This is a genomic window from Pseudonocardia xinjiangensis (assembly GCF_050948425.1).
Classification (GTDB): Bacteria; Actinomycetota; Actinomycetes; order Mycobacteriales; family Pseudonocardiaceae; genus Pseudonocardia; species Pseudonocardia xinjiangensis.
Map to the genome: position 1 here is coordinate 1,802,800 of NZ_CP192009.1, position 17,589 is coordinate 1,820,388.

A 17,589-nucleotide genomic window follows, 5' to 3' on the forward strand; every position below is an offset into this window, starting at 1 on the left:
CCCGTGGAGGACCGCGGGCCCCTTCTCGCGTCCCTCGGGGTCGAGATCGCCCACGACCTGCTCACCCTCGCGCTCACCCACCGTTCGTACGCGTACGAGAACGGTGGTCTCCCCACCAACGAGCGGCTGGAGTTCCTCGGCGACTCGGTGCTCAGCATCGTCGTCACCGAGCGGCTCTACCGCGACCATCCGGACCTGCCCGAGGGTCAGCTCGCCAAGCTGCGCGCGAGCGTGGTGAACATGCACGCCCTCGCCGGGGTGGCCGCCACCCTCGGCAACGGAGGGCTCGGATCGCATCTCTATCTGGGCCGTGGTGAGGAGCTGACGGGCGGGCGCACGAAGGCGAGCATTCTCGCCGACGCCACCGAGGCCCTCATCGGAGCGGTGTACCTGGAGCACGGGCTGGAGACGGCCCGCGGTCTGGTCCACCGCCTCTTCGACGGGCTGCTGCGCAGCGCGCCGTTGCTCGGAGCCGGCCTCGACTGGAAGACGAGCCTGCAGGAGCTCACCGCGGCGGCCGACCTCGGCGTCCCGGAGTACCGGATCACCGAGGACGGGCCGGACCACCTCAAGCTGTTCACCGCCACGGCCGTGGTGGCCGGCCGGGAGCTGGGAACCGGTGAGGGGCGCACGAAGAAGGAAGCCGAGCAGAAGGCGGCCGAGCTCGCCTGGCGCACGTTGACGGCCGAGGCGGCCGCGGGCAGCGAGCCCGCCGCGTCCGGCCCCGCCTGAGCGCGCACCGTGCCGGAGCTCCCGGAGGTCGAGGTCGTCCGTCGCGGCCTCGCCGACCACGTCCTCGAACGGAAGATCGCCGCGGTCACGGTCGCCCACCCCCGCGCGGTGCGCAGGCACGTGGCAGGCGGTGACGACTTCGCCGCCCGCCTCACCGGGCGCACCATCACCGGTGCCCGGCGGCGCGGGAAGTACCTCTGGCTCGACCTGGACGGGGGCGCTCCGGGGGAGGATGCCGTGCTCGCCCACCTCGGCATGAGCGGCCAGATGCTCGTGGTCGGCGACGACCGTCCCGACGAGAAGCACCTGCGGATCCGGTTCCGCTTCGCCGACGGCGGCACGGAGCTGCGGTTCGTCGACCAGCGGACCTTCGGCGGCCTCTCGGTGCACCCGCTGGTGCCGGCCACCGGGGGTGGGCTGCTGCCCGAGCCGGTCGCGCACATCGCCCGTGACCCGATGGACCCGGCGTTCGACCTCGACGCGGCCGTCGCCGCGATCCGGCGCAGGCGCACGGGGCTCAAGCGGGCCCTGCTGGACCAGACGGTGGTGTCGGGCATCGGCAACATCTACGCCGACGAGGCGCTCTGGCGGGCGCGGCTGCACGGCACCCGCCCCACCGAGACGCTCACCCGCAAGCAGGGGCGCGAGGTGCTCACCGCCGCCACCGAGGTGATGGCGGCGGCGCTCGCGGCCGGCGGCACGTCGTTCGACGCGCTCTACGTGAACGTGAACGGGGCGTCGGGCTACTTCGACCGCTCGCTCGACGTGTACGGCCAGGAGGACCGGGCGTGCCGCCGCTGCGGCACCCCGATCCGGCGCGACCCGTTCATGAACCGCAGCTCGTACAGCTGCCCGCGTTGCCAGCCCCGCCCGCGGCACCCGCACCCCTAGTTCAGGAAAGCCACTTTCCGGAACTCCCAGGGCAGGAAAGTGGCTTTCCTGAACCTCGGTACACCCGCCGGGCGGCTCCTCAACCCGCGTCACGGTGCAGCAGGTCCTCCACCGTCTCCCGGCGCAGCATCGGCACGGCCGCTCCGCTCGCCACCGCCACGACCGGCGGGCGTCCGACCTGGTTGTAGGTCGACGAGAGGGACGCGTGGTAGGCCCCGCTGCAGGGCACGGCCAGCAGGTCGCCAGCCGCGATGTCCTCGGGGAGCAGCGTCTCCTCGGCCAGCACGTCCGACGACTCGCAGTGCCGGCCGACCACCGTGACGGGCACGGAGCGCACGCGCTCGGGGCGGCCGAAGCGCCGCACCGGGTAGCGCGCGCCGTAGAGCGCGGGCCGCGGGTTGTCGCTCATCCCGCCGTCCACGGCCACGAACGTGCGGTGCACCCCGTGCTTGACGGCGGCCACCCGGTACACGGTGACCCCGGCGCGGGCGACCAGGGCACGGCCCGGTTCCACCGTCAGCCGGGGCACCTGCAGGCCGTGCCAGCGACAGGCCCCGGCGACCGCGGCGGGCACGGTCCGCCCGAAGCCGGCGAGGTCCAGGGACTGCTCGTCGGGGCCGTACGCCACCGCGTGACCCCCACCGATGTCGAGCTGGGGCAGCTCCACGCCGTGCTCGCGGGAGATCTCGGCGAGGAAGGCGACCATCCGCTCGGCGGCGTCGACGTACCGGCGGACCGAGCGCACCTGCGAGCCGATGTGGCAGTGCAGCCCGACCAGCTCCAGCTCGGGACGGGCCAGCACCCGCCGCACGGCCTCCGCCGCCGCGCCGGTGGTGATCGACAGGCCGAACTTCTGGTCCTCCGTGCCGGTGGTGAGCCCGGCGTGGGTGCCGGCGTCGACGCCGGGGACGACCCGCAGCAGCACCTGCTGGCGGGTGGGGACGACGGCCGCGAGCGTGGGGATCTCCTCGAGGGAGTCGAGCACGATCCGGCCGACGCCCACGGCGAGGGCGGTCTTCAGGTCCTCGTCGGTCTTCACGTTGCCGTGCAGCACCATCCGCTCTCCGGGGAAGCCCGCGGCGGCGGCGACGGCGACCTCGCCGCCCGAGCACACGTCCATGGCCAGACCCTCCTGGTCGACCAGCCGGGCCATGGCCCGGCACAGGAACGCCTTGGCGGCGTAGGCGATCTCGACGCCGGGCAACGCCTCCCGGTAGGCCCGGCAGCGGGAGCGCACGTCCGCGGCGTCGACGGCCAGCACCGGCGTGCCGAACCGTCCCGCCAGCTCGGCGAGGTCGACACCGCCCACGAGAAGCTGCCCGTCACAGGTCGCCCGTGCGGTCTCCGGCCACAGGCCGGGGGCGAGCCGGGACGACAGCGTCGTGCGCAACGACGGGATGAGATCGGCGAGGGACACCTGTTCTCCTTGGTCCGGGGGTCTCCGGAGGCGACGGCGGCCGGTGACCGCCGAGGTGTCCGTTGTCCCGCGAACCGTCCCGTCGTGGGAGGACTTCACCGCGGCGTTGACGGCCGCCGCCTGCGTCCTGACGCCGCCATAGCGCCGAGTGGTGCGCACCACCCGGGGGAGTCACGGGGCTTCAGAGCCAGCCGCGGCGCTTGAAGATCGTGTACAGGATCAGCCCGAGCAGCAGCATCAGCCCCACCGCGAAGGGGTAGCCGTAGGTCCACATGAGCTCGGGCATGTGGGTGAAGTTCATCCCGTAGATCGAGGCGACCAGAGTGGGGGCGAACAGGATGGCCGCCCACGAGGAGATGCGCTTGACCTGCTCGTTCTGTTCGTAGCCCGCCTCGGTCAGCCGGGCCATCTCCTCGTTCTGGCGCTGCCCGACGAGTGCGGCGTTGGCCTGGAGGATGTTGCTGAGCAGCTCTCGGAACGCCTCGATCCGGTCCATCACCCTGGCGGCATGGTCGGCCACGTCGCGCAGGGCCCGGCGCAGCTCCAGATCGGACTCGCCCGCCAGCTCCTTCAGCCGGTCGCGCAGCTCGACGAAGATGTCCCGCAGCGGTTCCACGGCGCGCTGGAACTCGATCACTTCCCGGCTGAGCTGGTAGATCCGCTTCGAGACCGCGGGGTCCCCGCCGAAGACCTGCACCTCAATCTGGTCGATGTCGTCCTGCAGACCGTTGAGCACCGGGAAGTAGTCGTCGACCACCTTGTCCAGCACCGCGTAGAGCACCGAGTACGGCCCGTTGTCGAGGAGTGCGGGGTCGGCCTCGAGACGCTTGCGCACCGCACCGAGGTCGGGTTCCTCGGCGTGCCGGACGGTGATCACGAAGTCCGGGCCGAGGAACAGGTGCACCTCGCCGAGCTCCACGACCTCGACGGGGTCGACGTAGCGTGCCGGTCGCAGCACCACGAACAGGACGTCGCCGTAGCGCTCCAGCTTCGGTCGCTGGTGGGCGTTGACGGTGTCCTCGACGGCCAGGCCGTGCAGGCCGAACTCCTCGGCGACGGCCTCGATCTCCTGCTTGCTCGGGCGCAGGAGGCCGATCCAGCAGAAGCTGCGCCCCCCGTCGGGGCACCGGCGGAGCTCCTCGAAGGTGTGGTCGAGTGACGAGGGGACGGCGGCACGCTTGCCGTCGATGTAGATCGCGTTGTCGACCACGGACATGCGGGCTCCTGCAGACGTGCGGACTACCGGGCAGTGCTCCGGGTGTGCCGCTGTACATCCGGAAGCTCATCCGCAGCGTAGTGGCGCCGACCTCCGGTTGCCCGGGCGTGCCGATCGTCAGGACCTCCGTGAGCCGCGCGGCAGCGCCCCGGGAAGGGCGCCCGGGTGCGACTCGCGCTGATCGCGGTGCCGCGTCACGGTGCCGATCAGCTGGGCGGCGGCGGCGGCCACCACCACGACGGCGAGCGCGACGAGGTCGGCGTGACCGGCCTCGATCGTGCCGAGGCTGTGAACCACGAAGCCGTCGTAGCAGGCCCAGGAGAGGACCGCGGCGACGATCGCGCCGGGGGTGGTGGCCATCGCGCCGAGCGTGACGGCGGCTGCGGTGGCGAGCACGAGCCCGGTCGTCGGGCTCCCGCCGAACACCCACGTCACCATGACGGCGACGGCTCCGGCGGGCAGGCCGAGGACACCGCCGACCGCTCCGGGCAGGACGGGCCGGGCGGGGACGGCGGTGCCGTGGGTGGGCCGAGGTGCGAGCACACATCGACCCTGCGCCGGTCGCAGGGGACCGGCGGGGGCGTTGACGCCATCCTGGCGGCGCCGATCCGACCCCTGACACGCCCGTCATATGGTTGTCGTACTACTGTGTCTTGCGCAGTACCGTGCGGTACGCAGGACGACCGGAGAGAGGGGGCGGTGTGGACACGAGCCAGCTGCTCAAGGGGGTGCTCGACCTGGCTGTGCTCGCGGTGCTCGACCGCGCGGACGGCTACGGCTACGAGGTGGTGCGGGGGCTGCGCGCAGCCGGCCTGGAGGAGGTGGGGGACGCCTCCGTCTACGGCACGCTGCGCCGGCTCTACAACGCGGGGCTGCTGACCTCCTACGTCGTACCCAGCGAGGAGGGGCCCCACCGCAAGTACTACAGCGTCAACGCCCCGGGCCGGGAGCGGCTGCGCGAGTTGGTCAAGACCTGGCGGGCGTTCGCGGTGACAATGGAAGGGCTGGTGGGGGCGGCATGAACGAGGACACCGAGCGCATGAGCCACGGCACGGCTGCCGGCGGAACGGACGGCGGGCGCACCGTGCGGCTGCTCCCCGGTCCGGCCGAGGAGTACCTGGCGGGGATCCGGTCGGCGCTGGCCGACCTGCCGGCGCCGGAGCTGGCCGAGATCCTCGACGACGTCCGCGCGCACCTGGCCGACCTCACCGCCGAACTCGGCGCCGACGCGAGCCACGCGGCGCTCGTCGCGCGGCTGGGCAGCCCGGCGGTGTACGCGGGGGAGTTGCGAGCCGCCGCCGGCTACCCGCCCGCACCCGTGCAGGCGGCCGGGCCGGGGCGCTCCCGATCGACGGCGGCGACGTTCGCGGTCGCCGGGCTCGTCGGGTCGGTCCTGCTGGTGGCACTCGGTCTCCCCGCGGACGCGCCGGGGCTCGTCCTGCTCGGGCTGCTCGTCGCACTGCTGGGGGTCCCGCTGCTCACCCGCGACGGTCCGGGCCTGCCCACGGTCGCTGCGATGCCGCTCGTGCGCCGGCTCGCCGAGAGCCGGCCGGCGGCGGGAACCCCGGCGCGCGGCGTCGCGGACTTCCTGGCGAGCCTGCAGCCCGGGTGGTGGGTGGTCCGGGGAGTCATCGCGGCCGCGCTGATGCTGGCTGTGCTCGCGCGGGCCGACCCGCCCCTCGTCGTGCTGCTGTCGCTGGTGACGGTGCCGGTGTCGGTCTGGCTCGGTCACCGCACGCGCCGGGACCGGCGTCTGCTCTGGGCGGTGGTGCCGCTCAACACCCTCGCGGCGGTGCTGGCACTGGGTGTGCTGCTCTCGACCGGGGCCGGCCTGCTGGGCGGCCCCCGGCCGGCCGACAACTACTCGAGCCAGTCCTACCAGCCGGGACTGTGGCAGGACGGGGACCGCCCGATCCGCGACATCCGCCCGGTCGACGCGGCGGGGAACCCGCTCACCGGGGTGTACCTGTTCGACCAGGACGGGCGGCCGATCGACACCACCGGCGGCTCGGTCTGCACGGCCGACTACCGGACGGGCGGGACGACATCGAACGCGGCCCGGCCCTATCCGCGCGGCACGACCGACTACGACCGGCGCACCGGCGAGTGCGTCGTCGTCCCGCCCGGGCCGTTGCTCGTGGCGGTGCCGTCGGCCACCCCGCAGGCGAGCGCCACCGCCACGGGGTCCCCACCCCCGACGACTGCTCTCGCGCCCACCGGCTCCGCGACCACCGGTACGGCGCCTCCCTCGGTGACCGTCCCGCCGGCCCCGCCCGTCCCGTCCACTGCGCCCGTCCCGCCGACTGCACCCACCGGCTGACGAACCTGGTCCGCCCACCTGGTGCCGCGAGGCCGCGGTGACAGGGGGCAGGACCCGCCTCGGTCCGTGCCGGCGTGTCGGGGGCCGCCGGCACGGACCGCCTTCTCCGGTCGGGCGCCGCATCGGATCGGGGCCGATGTCGCTGCGCGCGTGAGGGGCGCCACGGCAGCGTCAGGATCGCGTCAACGTCGCAGGCCCGGCGCGTCAACGGGGCGTTCGCAGGCCCCCGCACCTCCCAGGATCCGACGATGCTCGCGCACCGGTCCGCCACCTGGTGGGCCGGTGTGTCCTGGTGGAGGAGAAACGATGGCCGACCTGGCCTACGTGGTGCTGACGATCGCCGGTTTCGCGGTCCTCGCCCTGATGGTGAGAGGGCTCGAGTCGCTGTGAGCGCCGCTGCGTACATCGTCGGCGGGCTCATCGCTCTTGGCCTGCTGATCTACCTGTTCGTCGCCCTGCTGCGCCCGGAGCGCTTCTGATGCGCGCCGACGTGAACTGTCCCGCGGAGGCGCAGTCATGAGCGACACTCTCGCCGGCATCCTCCAGATCGTCGCCATGGTCGGGCTCCTCGCGCTCGTGTACAAGCCGCTCGGCGACTACATGGCGCGCATCTTCACCACCGAGAAGCACTGGCGGGTGGAGAAGGCCCTCTACAAGCTGATCCGCGTCGACCCCGACGCCGAGCAGCGCTGGACCACCTACGCGACCGGGGTGCTCGGCTTCTCGTTCGTCGGGGTCGTCCTGCTGTACCTGCTCCAGCGGCTGCAGGCGTTCCTCCCCATGGCCTTCGGGCACGGCGCGGTGACGCCCTCGGTGGCGTTCAACACCGCGATCTCGTTCGTGACCAACACGAACTGGCAGTCCTACGTGCCGGAGAGCACGCTCGGCAACACCGTGCAGATGGCCGGTCTCACCGTGCAGAACGTCGTGTCCGCGACGGTCGGCATCGCGGTGGCGATCGCGCTGATCCGGGGCTTCGTCCGCTCGAACACCGACCGGCTCGGCAACTTCTGGGTCGACCTGACCCGCGGCGTGATCCGGCTGATGCTGCCGATCTCCTTCGTCGCCGCGATCGTGCTCATCGCCACCGGCGTGGTGATGTCCTTCCACTCCGGCGTCACGATCACCGGGGTCGACGGCATGCAGCACACGCTGCCGCTGGCGCCCGCCGGGTCGCAGGAGTCGATCAAGGAGCTCGGCACCAACGGTGGCGGCATCTTCAACGCCAACTCCGCGCACCCGTTCGAGAACCCGAACGCGCTGAGCAACTTCATCGAGATCTTCCTGCTGCTGGTGATCCCGGTGTGCCTCACCCGCACCTTCGGCACGATGGTGCGCAGCACGCGTCAGGGCACCGTGCTCGCCGCCGTCATGGGCGTCATCTGGCTGGCGTTCATCGCCGTCGCCTGGGTCTCCGAGACCCACCCGAACGGGCCGGCTGCGCAGGCGGCCGGTGCGGCGCTGGAGGGCAAGGAGGTCCGGTTCGGGATCCCGAGCTCGATCCTCTTCGGCGTCTCGACCACGGGCACCTCGACCGGTGCGGTCAACTCGCTGCACGACAGCTACACCGGCGGCGCGGGCGGGATCACGATCCTCAACATGCTGCTCGGCGAGGTCGCGCCCGGTGGTACCGGGACCGGGCTGTACGGGATCCTCGTGATCGCGATCATCGGCGTGTTCCTCGCCGGTCTGATGGTCGGGCGCACCCCGGAGTACCTGGGCAAGAAGCTCGGCCGCGTGCAGGTGACGGCGGCGTCGATCTCGATCCTCACGATGCCCGCGCTGGTGCTCATCGGTGCCGGGCTGGCCATCGCACTGCCGAGCACGCTCGGGGCGCTGGGCAACAGCGGGGAGCACGGCTTCTCCGAGGTGCTCTACGCCTACGCCTCGGCGGCCAACAACAACGGCAGTGCGTTCGGTGGCCTCACGGTCACCAGTGACTTCTTCCAGGTGACGCTGGGGCTGGCGATGCTCTTCGGCCGCTTCGTGCCGATCCTCGCCGTGCTCGCGCTCGCCGGCTCGCTCGCCAAGCAGCGGCGGGTCGACGCCGGCGCGGGCACGCTGCCCACGGACGGAACCATGTTCGGCGTGCTGGTCGGCGGCACCTTGATCCTCGTCGCGGCCCTCACCTTCTTCCCGGCCCTCGCGCTCGGGCCCATCGCGGAGGCTCTGTCATGACCCTCGATCTCCAGGAACGTCCCACCGCAACCCCCGAGGCTCCGCAGGCCGTCAAGGCGGGGGCGTTCAGCCCCCGGCAGCTGCTCGCGTCCCTGCCCGAGGCGCTGCGCAAGCTCGATCCCCGCACCCAGCTGCGCAACCCGGTCATGTTCGTGGTCTGGGTCGGCTCGGTCGTGGTCACCGTCATGGCGATCATCCAGCCCAGCGTGTTCGCGTGGTGGATCGCGGTGTGGCTGTGGTTCACGGTGCTGTTCGCCAACCTGGCCGAGGCCGTGGCCGAGGGCCGGGGCAAGGCGCAGGCGGAGTCGCTGCGGCGCACCAAGAAGGAGACGGTCGCCCGCCGCCTCACCTCCTCCGGTGCGGAGGAGCAGGTGCCCGGCACCGAACTGCGCATCGGCGACCTGGTGGTGGTCGAGGCGGGCGGGACGATCCCGGGCGACGGCGACGTCGTCGAGGGCATCGCGACCGTGGACGAGTCGGCGATCACCGGGGAGTCCGCGCCGGTCATCCGGGAGGCGGGCGGTGACCGCAGCTCCGTGACCGGTGGCACCACCGTGCTCTCGGACCGGGTCGTCGTGAAGATCATGACGAAGCCGGGGGAGTCGTTCGTCGACCGGATGATCGCGCTGGTCGAGGGCGCCTCCCGGCAGAAGACGCCCAACGAGATCGCGCTGACGATCCTGCTGGCCGTCCTGACGATCATCTTCCTGCTGGCCGTGGTCGCGGTGGCGCCGATGAGCACCTACGCCGGGGTGAACCAGTCGCTGATCGTCCTGACCGCCCTGCTCGTGTGCCTCATCCCAACCACGATCGGCGCCCTGCTCTCCGCGATCGGCATCGCGGGCATGGACCGGCTGGTGCAGCGCAACGTGCTCGCCACCTCCGGTCGCGCGGTCGAGGCCGCAGGCGACATCGACACGCTGCTGCTCGACAAGACCGGCACGATCACCTTCGGCAACCGGCAGGCCACCGCGCTGATCCCGGTGTCAGGGGTCTCCGGCGCCGCCCTCGCCGTGGCGGCCCGGCTCTCCAGCCTCGCCGACCAGACACCCGAGGGCCGCAGCATCGTCGATCTCTGCGCTCGCGAGTACGGCCTGCCCGGCGAGGCCACGGCGGCCGAGGCCGTCGCCGAGTTCGTGCCGTTCACCGCGCAGACCCGCATGTCGGGTGTCGACGTCGACGGCCGGTCGGTGCGCAAGGGCGCCGCGTCGGCGGTGCAGAGGTGGACGGCCACGCAGTCCGCCGAGATCGACGCCATCGTCGACGAGATCTCCGACGGCGGCGGCACCCCGCTCGTCGTCGCCGAAGCGGCCTCCGCGGAGGGAGCGGCGGCTCGGCTGCTGGGCGTGGTGCGGCTGTCCGACGTGGTGAAGCCCGGGATGGCCGCACGCTTCGCCGAGCTGCGGGCGATGGGCATCCGCACGGTGATGATCACCGGCGACAACCCGCGGACCGCGCGGGCGATCGCCGCCGAGGCGGGCGTGGACGACCACCTCGCGGAGGCGACGCCCGAGGACAAGATGGCCCTGATCAAGAAGGAGCAGGAGGGTGGCCGCCTCGTCGCGATGACCGGCGACGGCACCAACGACGCTCCCGCGCTCGCGCAGGCCGACGTCGGCGTCGCGATGAACACGGGGACGGCCGCGGCCAAGGAGGCCGGCAACATGGTCGACCTCGACTCGGACCCGACCAAGCTCATCGAGATCGTCGAGATCGGCAAGCAGCTGCTCATCACGCGCGGTGCGCTCACCACGTTCAGCATCGCCAACGACCTCGCGAAGTACTTCGCGATCCTGCCGGCGATGTTCGTCGCCATCTACCCCGCGCTGGGTGCGCTGAACGTCATGCACCTGGCCACACCGCAGTCGGCGATCCTGTCGGCGGTCATCTTCAACGCGCTGATCATCGTGGCGCTGATCCCGCTCGCCCTGCGCGGCGTGCGCTACCGGCCCACGAGCGCGGCGAACCTGCTGCGCCGCAACCTGCTGATCTACGGCCTCGGCGGCGTGATCGTGCCGTTCGCCGGGATCTTCGTCATCGACCTGCTCGTCCGCCTGATTCCAGGGATCTGAGAGATGCTCACCATGCTGTGGCGCCAGACCGCCACCGGGCTGCGCGTGCTGATCGCGTTCACCGTCCTCTGCGGGATCGTGTACCCGCTCGTCGTGTTCGGCGTGGCTCAGCTCCCCGGGCTCTCCGGCCCGGCGGGGGGCTCGATCATCCACGCCGCCAACGGGACCGCCGTCGGCTCGTCGTTGATCGGGGTCGACCCGGTCCCGGCGGATCCCGCGGCCGACCCGTACTTCCACACCAGGCCGTCCGCCTCGTCGTCCGGGCCGCTCGGCCCGACCGACACCACCACGTCGGGTGGCTCCAACAAGAGCGGGTTCAACCAGGACCTGCTCGACACCGTCAACCAGCGGCGGGAGCTCATCGCGAAGCGGGAGGGCGTGAACCCGGCGCTCGTGCCGCCCGACGCGGTGACGGCGTCGGCGTCCGGGCTCGACCCGGACATCAGCCCCGCCTACGCGGCACTGCAGGTGGCCCGCGTCGCGCGGGTGACCGGACTGTCCGAGGACACGGTCCGCGGCCTCGTCGCGCAGTCGTCGTCGGGGCGCGTGCTGGGCTTCCTCGGCGAGCCGACCGTCAACGTCACCACGCTGAACCTCGCTGTGCAGGAGGCCCGGCACTGACCGCTGTGCCCGCTCCCCCCACCCGGGGACCGTCGACGCCCCGACGGTCCCCGCGGGGCGGCTCAGTCCAGGTCGGCCGAGGGGGCGCTGAGCCGCACCTCCTCGGCGTCGAGACGGGACTGCAGCCGGCGCAGCACGATGTCGTCGATCTTCCGGGAGTCCCGCAGCCCTACCACCGCGGCGCGCTTCTCGGCGATCAGCGCCGCCCGCAACCGCTGGTCGTCGGCGTGCTGGCCACGTTCGGCGGCGAGCGCGGGGTCCTCCACCGGCATCGTGGGGTCGGCCAGCACGTGCAGGTGCTCCTCGTAGTCGGCGCGCACCCGCTCCACGACCAGCGGTCCGACGCCGAGGCGCTCCGCGACGGCCGGCAGCGCGGACAGCCCCGCCTCGGTGGCGGCCCGTTCGGCGAGGGCGTGCTCCCTGGCCTCGCTCCCGTCGTCGGTCAGGCGCGCCCAGCGGAGCACCGCGGGCAGGGTGAGGCCCTGGACGACCAGCGTCACCAGGATGACGCCGAAGGTGACCAGCACGATCAGGTCGCGGCCGGGCACGTCCTGCGGCACGGCGAGCGCCGCGGCGAGCGACACCCCGCCGCGGAACCCGGCCCACGCCATCGGCTGCCGCTGCCGGAAGCCCACGCGGCGCAGCCGCTGCTGGGGGCGCCGGTCGATCGCGCGGATGACGTAGGGCGTGACGTTCATCCAGAGCAGCCGCGTGCCGATCACCACGGCCGCGACGAGCAGCGCCTGCGCGGCCGCACCCGGGACCGAGGTCGAGGACAGTCCCTCGACCGCACCGCGCAGCTGCAGCCCGACCAGCACGAAGAGCGTGCCGTTCAGCACGAACGTGGTGACGCGCCAGAACGCCTCGGTCTGGATGCGGGTGCGGGCACCGATCACGCGGGGCCCGGACTGGCTCAGCGTCAGCCCGCACACGACGACGGCCAGCACCCCGGACGCGTGCAGCTCCTCGGCCAGCAGGAACGCGCCGAACGGCGTGAGCAGGCTGATGGCCGCCTCCGAGAGGGGAGCGTGCACCAGCTTGCGGGCCCGCACCGCCAGCCACGCGACCACCAGCCCGGCGACCGCGCCACCGACGTAGGAGAGCGCGAAGGCGCCGATCGCCGAGGCCCAGCTGAACACCTGCTCGCCGGTGGCCACGGAGACCGCCAGCGCGAAGACCACGAGCGCTGTGCCGTCGTTGATGAGGCTCTCGGCCCGCAGGGTGGTGAGGGTGCGCCGCGGCATCCGGCCCGCCACCGCCGCCATCGCGGTGGCGTCCGTGGGGGCGACCACCGCGCCGAGCACCCAGGCCAGCGGCCAGCTCAGCCCCAGCAGGGCATGCGCCGTGACGGCCACCAGGCCGGCGGTGGCCAGCACCAGCAGCACCGACGACAGCACGACCACCCGCAGGTTGGACCGGATCTCACGCAGCGACGTGGTGAGCGACTCCCAGTAGAGCAGCGCCGGCAGGAACACCAGCAGCACCACCGTGGGCTCCAGCACGACGTCGGAGGTCCACGGGATGAAGGCCAGCGGGACGCCGCCGAGCAGCAGCACGATCGGCGGGGTGATCCGCAGCCGTCCCGCCAGCCAGGTGAACCCGATCACGGCGCACCCGACGACGACCACCACCTGCAGCACGTGTGGGTCCTGCACCCCGGTCCGTCCTTCCGATGTCCGTCCCCGATGTCCGACGCGGCCTCGTCGGTCCAGTGTTCCAGGCGCACCCGCCGTCCCGGCTGCTCTCGGCGGCCGAGGACGGTCGCGGGTGCGCGCGTGAGAGCACAATCGACGCTGTGAGCAGGCGTGGAGAACTGCGGATCCACCTCGGGGCGGCGCCCGGGGTGGGCAAGACGTACGCCATGCTCGGGGAGGCCCGCCGCCGCGTGGAGCGGGGCACCGACGTGGTCGTCGGCATCGTCGAGACCCACGGCCGGTCGAAGACGGCCGACCTGCTCGACGGCCTCGAGATCGTCCCCCGGCGCTGCGTCGGCGGACATCCCGGCCTCGACGAGCTCGACCTCGACGCCGTGCTCGCGCGCCGGCCCGAGGTCGCGCTGATCGACGAGCTGGCCCACACCAACGCCCCCGGCTCGCGCAACCGCAAACGCTGGCAGGACGTCGAGGAGCTGCTCGAGGCCGGCATCGACGTCCTGACCACCGTCAACGTCCAGCACCTCGAGTCGCTCAACGACGTGGTCGAGCGCATCACCGGCGTCCGGCAGCAGGAGACCGTGCCGGACGAGGTGGTGCGCAAGGCCGCGCAGATCGAGCTGATCGACATCACGCCGGAGGCCCTGCGCAGGCGCATGGCGCACGGGAACATCTACGCCGCGGAGAAGGTCGACGCGGCGCTGGCCAACTACTTCCGGCCGGGCAACCTCATCGCGCTGCGCGAGCTGGCGCTGCTCTGGGTGGCCGACGAGGTGGACGTGGCGCTGCAGCGGTACCGCAGCGAGAAGGAGATCAGCGAGACCTGGGAGACGCGCGAGCGCGTGGTCGTCGCGCTGACCGGTGACAAGGAGAGCGAGACGGTGCTGCGCCGTGCGGCCCGGATCGCCAAGCGCGCAGGCGCCGCCGACCTGCTCGCCGTGCACGTGCTGCGCGGCGACGGGCTCGCCGGGCCGCCGGTCGGGGCGGTGGCCCGGCTGCGGACGCTGGCCGAGGACGTCGGCGCGAGCTTCCACACGGTGGTCGGCGGCGAGGACGTCCCCGCCGCCCTCCTCGACTTCGCCCGCGGGGCCAACGCCACCCAGCTCGTGCTCGGCACCTCCCGCAGGTCGCGGCTGGCGCGCGTGTTCGTGGAGGGCATCGGAGCCCGCGTGGTCCAGGACTCCGGGTCGATCGACGTGCACATGGTCACCCACGACGGGGCCGGCCGTGGGCTGCGGCTCCCCGCGTTCCACAGCGGGCTGCCGGCGTCGCGCAAGGTGCTGGGCTGGGTGCTCGCGGCCCTGATGCCGCTGGTGGCCACCGGGCTGGGCATCGGGCTGCGCGGCGTCATCGGGATGTCCACCGACGTGGTGCTGTACTTCCTCGCCACGGTCGTCGTGGCGATGGTGGGTGGTCTCGGGCCCGCGGTGCTGACCGCGGTGGTCGGCGGCCTGCTGCTGAACTTCTTCCTGACCCCACCGCTCTACTCCTTCAGCATCGCCACCGCGGAGAACCTCATGGCGATCGCGGCGATGGTGGTGGTGGCCGTCCTCGTCGCCCTTGTCGTGGACCGCGCCGCGCGGCGCGCCCAGCAGGCCGCGCGGGCCCGGGCCGAGGGTGCCCTGCTGGCGTCGTTCGCCCGCACGGTGCTCACCCGCAGCGACCCGCTCCCGCGGCTGCTCGAGAAGGTCCGCGAGGCGTTCGGGCTGCACTCGGTGGCGCTGCTGGAGCGCACCGGCGGGTCGGCGTCGGACGAGTGGACGTGTGTGACGTCGTCCGGGCCCGTGGGGTGCATGGCGCCCGAGGAGGCGGAGGTCGACGTCGAGATCGAGGACGACCTGCACCTCGTCGGCAGCGGCCGGTCGCTGGCCGCGGCGGACCGCAGGCTGCTCGAGGTGGTCGGCGGGCAGGCGCTGCTCGCGCTGCGCAGCCAGCGGGCGGCGGCCGAGGCCGACGACTCGCGACGCCGCGCCCACGCCACGGAGACCCGCAGCGCGCTGCTGTCCACCGTCGGCCACGACCTGCGCAGCCCGCTGACCTCGATCAAGGCCGCCGCCGGAAGCCTGCGGGACACCAGCCTCCGGCTGCCGCCGCAGGACCGCCTCGAGCTGATGGCCACCATCGAGGAGTCGGCCGACCGGCTCACCGGTCTGGTGGACAACCTGCTCGACTCCGCCCGGCTCGCCTCCGGCACGGTCACGCCGCTCCTGGCGCCGATCGGGTACGACGAGGTCGCCGGCCGCGCGCTCGTCGGGCTGCCCGGCGCCGAGCGGGTCACCGTCGACATCGACGAGAGCCTGCCCGACGTCCTCGCGGACTCCGGCCTGCTGGAGCGCGTCGTCGCCAACGCCGTCGACAACGCGCTGCGCTACGCGGGCGGCGCACCGATCGTGCTGCGCGCGAGCGCGCACGCCAGCCGCGTCGAGCTGCGGATCGTCGACTCCGGACCGGGGGTGCCCCGCCACCAGCGGGACGCCCTGTTCGCCCCGTTCCGGCGGCTCGGTTCCGCGCTGCCCAGCGACCGGGACGGCGCATCGGGCGTGGGGCTGGGACTGTCGGTCGCCCGCGGGCTCACCGAGACCATGGACGGCACGCTCTCCGCGGAGGACACGCCCGGCGGCGGTCTGACCGTGGTGGTCTCGCTGCCCGCCGTGCCCGGCGCCGCTGTACCCGACCCGGCCCCGGCGGAGACCGGGCAAGTACCCGGCCCCCCGGCGCCGAGCCCCGCGGGCTCGCCCTCCGTCCCGTTGCGGGGTGGCGCCCGATGACCGAGCACCGCGTGCTCGTGGTCGACGACGACCCGCAGATCCTGCGGGCGCTGCGGATCAACCTCACCGCGCACGGCTACCACGTCCTGCTCGCCCCCGACGGTGGCGCCGCGCTCCGCGCCGCCGCCGACGGGCACCCCGACGTCGTCGTCCTCGACCTGGGCCTGCCCGACATCGACGGTGTCGAGGTCATCGAGGGCCTGCGCGGCTGGAGCACCGTCCCGATCATCGTGCTCTCGGCCCGGACCGGCGCCCCGGAGACCGTCCGCGCCCTCGACGCCGGCGCCGACGACTACGTCACCAAGCCCTTCGGCATGGCCGAGCTGCTGGCGCGGCTGCGCGCGGCGGTCCGCCGGGCCGCGGTCTCCACCGTGGACGGCGAGCCGATCGTCGACGCGGGGGACTTCCGCGTCGACCTCGCGGCCAAGAAGGTGGTGCGCGCCGACGGCACCGAGCTGCACCTCACCCCCACGGAGTGGGGCGTGCTGGAGCTGCTCGTGCGCCACCGCGGCAAGCTCGTGGGGCAGCGCGAGCTGCTCCGGGCCGTGTGGGGCCCCACCTACGGCACGGAGACCAACTACCTGCGGGTCTACCTCGCGCAGCTGCGCCGCAAGCTCGAACCCGAGCCGTCCCGGCCCCGGCACCTGATCACGGAGCCGGGGATGGGCTACCGGTTCGAGGCCTGACGTGGGGTCAGCGCCCGAAGTCCTGCACCCAGTAGTCGCCGGCGTAGCCCACACCGATCGTCCGGAACGAGCAGTCCTCGATGTTGCGCCGGTGCCCGGCGGACTCCATCCAGTCCTGCACGACCTCGGCCGCGGTCCGCTGGCCCCGCGCGATGTTCTCGCCGCCGGGGGAGCTGTAGCCCGCGTCGCGGATCCGCTCGTCGAAGGTGTCGCCGTCCTTGTCGGTGTGGGACAGGTAGCGGCGGGAGGCCATGTCGGAGGCGTGCTCCTGGGCGGCGGTGGTGAGCCGCGCGTCGCGGACCAGCGCGCCGCAGCCAGCCGACTTCCGCTCCGCGTTGGTGGCCGCGATGACGGCCTCGGCGGGACCGGGTGCCCGCAGAACCTCGCGCCGGGTGGTCGGTGCCGCCACGGTGGCCGGTGCCGGGGGCTTCGGCGGGGCGGGGGCGACGGTCGTGGTCGGGAGGGGAGCGGTGGAGGCCGGTGCCGGTGCCGGTGCGGCGACGGGGGCCGTGGGGGCGGCCGCGGGTGCGACGTCCTTACGGATCGCCGGGGGCGCGGCGAGCGCGGCGTCGTCGTCGACCCGGGCGGCGGTGGGAACGGCCTCAGGAACAGCCAGAGCGAGACTTCCAGCCAGTACTACTCCGATCGTCAGGCCGAGGAGAAGGGTTCCCGCGCGATGCCCGAAGCTGAACACGGTGCGTAAAGTAGCAGGATTGTGACAACAAGCAACGATTCGGCTGTTCGGCTCAACATGTGGGTCGCCGGTCACGTTCAGTCAGTGGGTTTCCGGTGGTGGACGAGGTGCCGCGCGCTGGAACTGGGACTGGTCGGCTCGGCCCGCAACCTGCCGGACGGTCGCGTCGCCGTGGTCGCGGAAGGCGACCGCCGGGCGTGCGAGGGGCTGCGCGACGCCGTCCGGGGCGGCGGCACGCCGGGGCGCGTCGACGAGGTCGTCGAGCAGTGGAGCCACGCCCGCGGTGGCCTGCGGGGATTCGTCGAAGCCTGACGGTAATGTTCGTCGACCGCCCCCCGGAGA

General features: G+C 73.0%; 16 protein-coding genes. 11 read left to right on the forward strand and 5 right to left on the reverse strand.

The window, feature by feature from the left end:
* The first annotated feature begins 3 nt into the window (after positions 1-3).
* Positions 4-732: a ribonuclease III gene (gene rnc, locus ACQPZA_RS08530; protein WP_169398097.1), complete on the forward strand. Its 729-nt coding sequence runs from the start codon at positions 4-6 to the stop codon at positions 730-732.
* 9 nt (positions 733-741) lie between these two features.
* The gene (mutM, locus tag ACQPZA_RS08535) at positions 742-1,623 is read left to right on the forward strand and encodes a bifunctional DNA-formamidopyrimidine glycosylase/DNA-(apurinic or apyrimidinic site) lyase (RefSeq protein WP_169398098.1); all 882 of its coding nucleotides are present in this window, start codon (positions 742-744) and stop codon (positions 1,621-1,623) included.
* Between the two features lie 79 nt (positions 1,624-1,702).
* On the opposite strand, the gene lysA is transcribed toward mutM, so the two are convergent.
* From lysA to ACQPZA_RS08550, 3 genes are all read right to left on the reverse strand, one after another.
* Positions 1,703-3,040, reverse strand: a complete 1,338-nt coding sequence (gene lysA, locus ACQPZA_RS08540; protein ID WP_433279725.1) for a diaminopimelate decarboxylase — start codon at positions 3,038-3,040, stop codon at positions 1,703-1,705.
* A gap of 181 nt (positions 3,041-3,221) precedes the next feature.
* On the reverse strand, positions 3,222-4,256 hold the full coding sequence (corA, locus tag ACQPZA_RS08545; RefSeq protein ID WP_169398100.1) for a magnesium/cobalt transporter CorA: 1,035 nt from the start codon (positions 4,254-4,256) through the stop codon (positions 3,222-3,224).
* Positions 4,257-4,373: 117 nt separating this feature from the next.
* On the reverse strand, positions 4,374-4,799 hold the full coding sequence (locus ACQPZA_RS08550; RefSeq protein WP_433279726.1) for a hypothetical protein: 426 nt from the start codon (positions 4,797-4,799) through the stop codon (positions 4,374-4,376).
* 158 nt (positions 4,800-4,957) lie between these two features.
* On the opposite strand from ACQPZA_RS08550, the gene ACQPZA_RS08555 reads away from it, so the two are divergent.
* From ACQPZA_RS08555 to ACQPZA_RS08580, 6 genes are all read left to right on the forward strand, one after another.
* The gene (locus tag ACQPZA_RS08555; RefSeq protein ID WP_169398102.1) at positions 4,958-5,278 is read left to right on the forward strand and encodes a PadR family transcriptional regulator; all 321 of its coding nucleotides are present in this window, start codon (positions 4,958-4,960) and stop codon (positions 5,276-5,278) included.
* Positions 5,275-6,576, forward strand: coding sequence for a DUF1700 domain-containing protein (locus ACQPZA_RS08560; RefSeq protein ID WP_433279727.1), 1,302 nt, complete (start codon positions 5,275-5,277; stop codon positions 6,574-6,576). The genes ACQPZA_RS08555 and ACQPZA_RS08560 overlap by 4 nt, the downstream gene beginning before the upstream one ends.
* A gap of 386 nt (positions 6,577-6,962) precedes the next feature.
* Positions 6,963-7,055: a K(+)-transporting ATPase subunit F gene (gene kdpF / locus ACQPZA_RS08565; protein WP_433279728.1), complete on the forward strand. Its 93-nt coding sequence runs from the start codon at positions 6,963-6,965 to the stop codon at positions 7,053-7,055.
* Between the two features lie 37 nt (positions 7,056-7,092).
* Positions 7,093-8,754 carry a potassium-transporting ATPase subunit KdpA gene (gene kdpA / locus ACQPZA_RS08570; protein WP_433279729.1) on the forward strand — a complete coding sequence of 554 codons (1,662 nt, stop codon included), beginning with the start codon at positions 7,093-7,095 and terminating at the stop codon, positions 8,752-8,754.
* Positions 8,751-10,826 carry a potassium-transporting ATPase subunit KdpB gene (gene kdpB / locus ACQPZA_RS08575; RefSeq protein WP_433279730.1) on the forward strand — a complete coding sequence of 692 codons (2,076 nt, stop codon included), beginning with the start codon at positions 8,751-8,753 and terminating at the stop codon, positions 10,824-10,826. The genes kdpA and kdpB overlap by 4 nt, the downstream gene beginning before the upstream one ends.
* Before the next feature lie 3 nt (positions 10,827-10,829).
* On the forward strand, positions 10,830-11,447 hold the full coding sequence (locus ACQPZA_RS08580; protein ID WP_433279731.1) for a potassium-transporting ATPase subunit C: 618 nt from the start codon (positions 10,830-10,832) through the stop codon (positions 11,445-11,447).
* A gap of 62 nt (positions 11,448-11,509) precedes the next feature.
* Here the strand turns inward: ACQPZA_RS08580 and ACQPZA_RS08585 are convergent, their stop codons facing one another.
* A complete protein-coding gene (locus ACQPZA_RS08585; protein ID WP_433279732.1) occupies positions 11,510-13,102 on the reverse strand; it encodes a Na+/H+ antiporter in 1,593 nt (530 codons plus the stop codon).
* A gap of 140 nt (positions 13,103-13,242) precedes the next feature.
* Here ACQPZA_RS08585 and ACQPZA_RS08590 point away from each other — a divergent pair, with 140 nt between their 5' ends.
* Positions 13,243-15,867, forward strand: coding sequence for a DUF4118 domain-containing protein (locus ACQPZA_RS08590; RefSeq protein WP_433279733.1), 2,625 nt, complete (start codon positions 13,243-13,245; stop codon positions 15,865-15,867).
* The gene (locus tag ACQPZA_RS08595) at positions 15,864-16,553 is read left to right on the forward strand and encodes a response regulator (RefSeq protein ID WP_169400230.1); all 690 of its coding nucleotides are present in this window, start codon (positions 15,864-15,866) and stop codon (positions 16,551-16,553) included. The genes ACQPZA_RS08590 and ACQPZA_RS08595 overlap by 4 nt, the downstream gene beginning before the upstream one ends.
* Before the next feature lie 7 nt (positions 16,554-16,560).
* Here the strand turns inward: ACQPZA_RS08595 and ACQPZA_RS08600 are convergent, their stop codons facing one another.
* Entirely contained in the window at positions 16,561-17,247 is a 687-nt protein-coding gene (locus ACQPZA_RS08600; protein ID WP_433279734.1) for a CAP domain-containing protein, read from the reverse strand.
* A 21-nt stretch (positions 17,248-17,268) separates the two neighbouring features.
* On the opposite strand from ACQPZA_RS08600, the gene ACQPZA_RS08605 reads away from it, so the two are divergent.
* On the forward strand, positions 17,269-17,559 hold the full coding sequence (locus ACQPZA_RS08605; protein ID WP_169400345.1) for an acylphosphatase: 291 nt from the start codon (positions 17,269-17,271) through the stop codon (positions 17,557-17,559).
* The last annotated feature ends 30 nt before the right edge of the window (positions 17,560-17,589 follow it).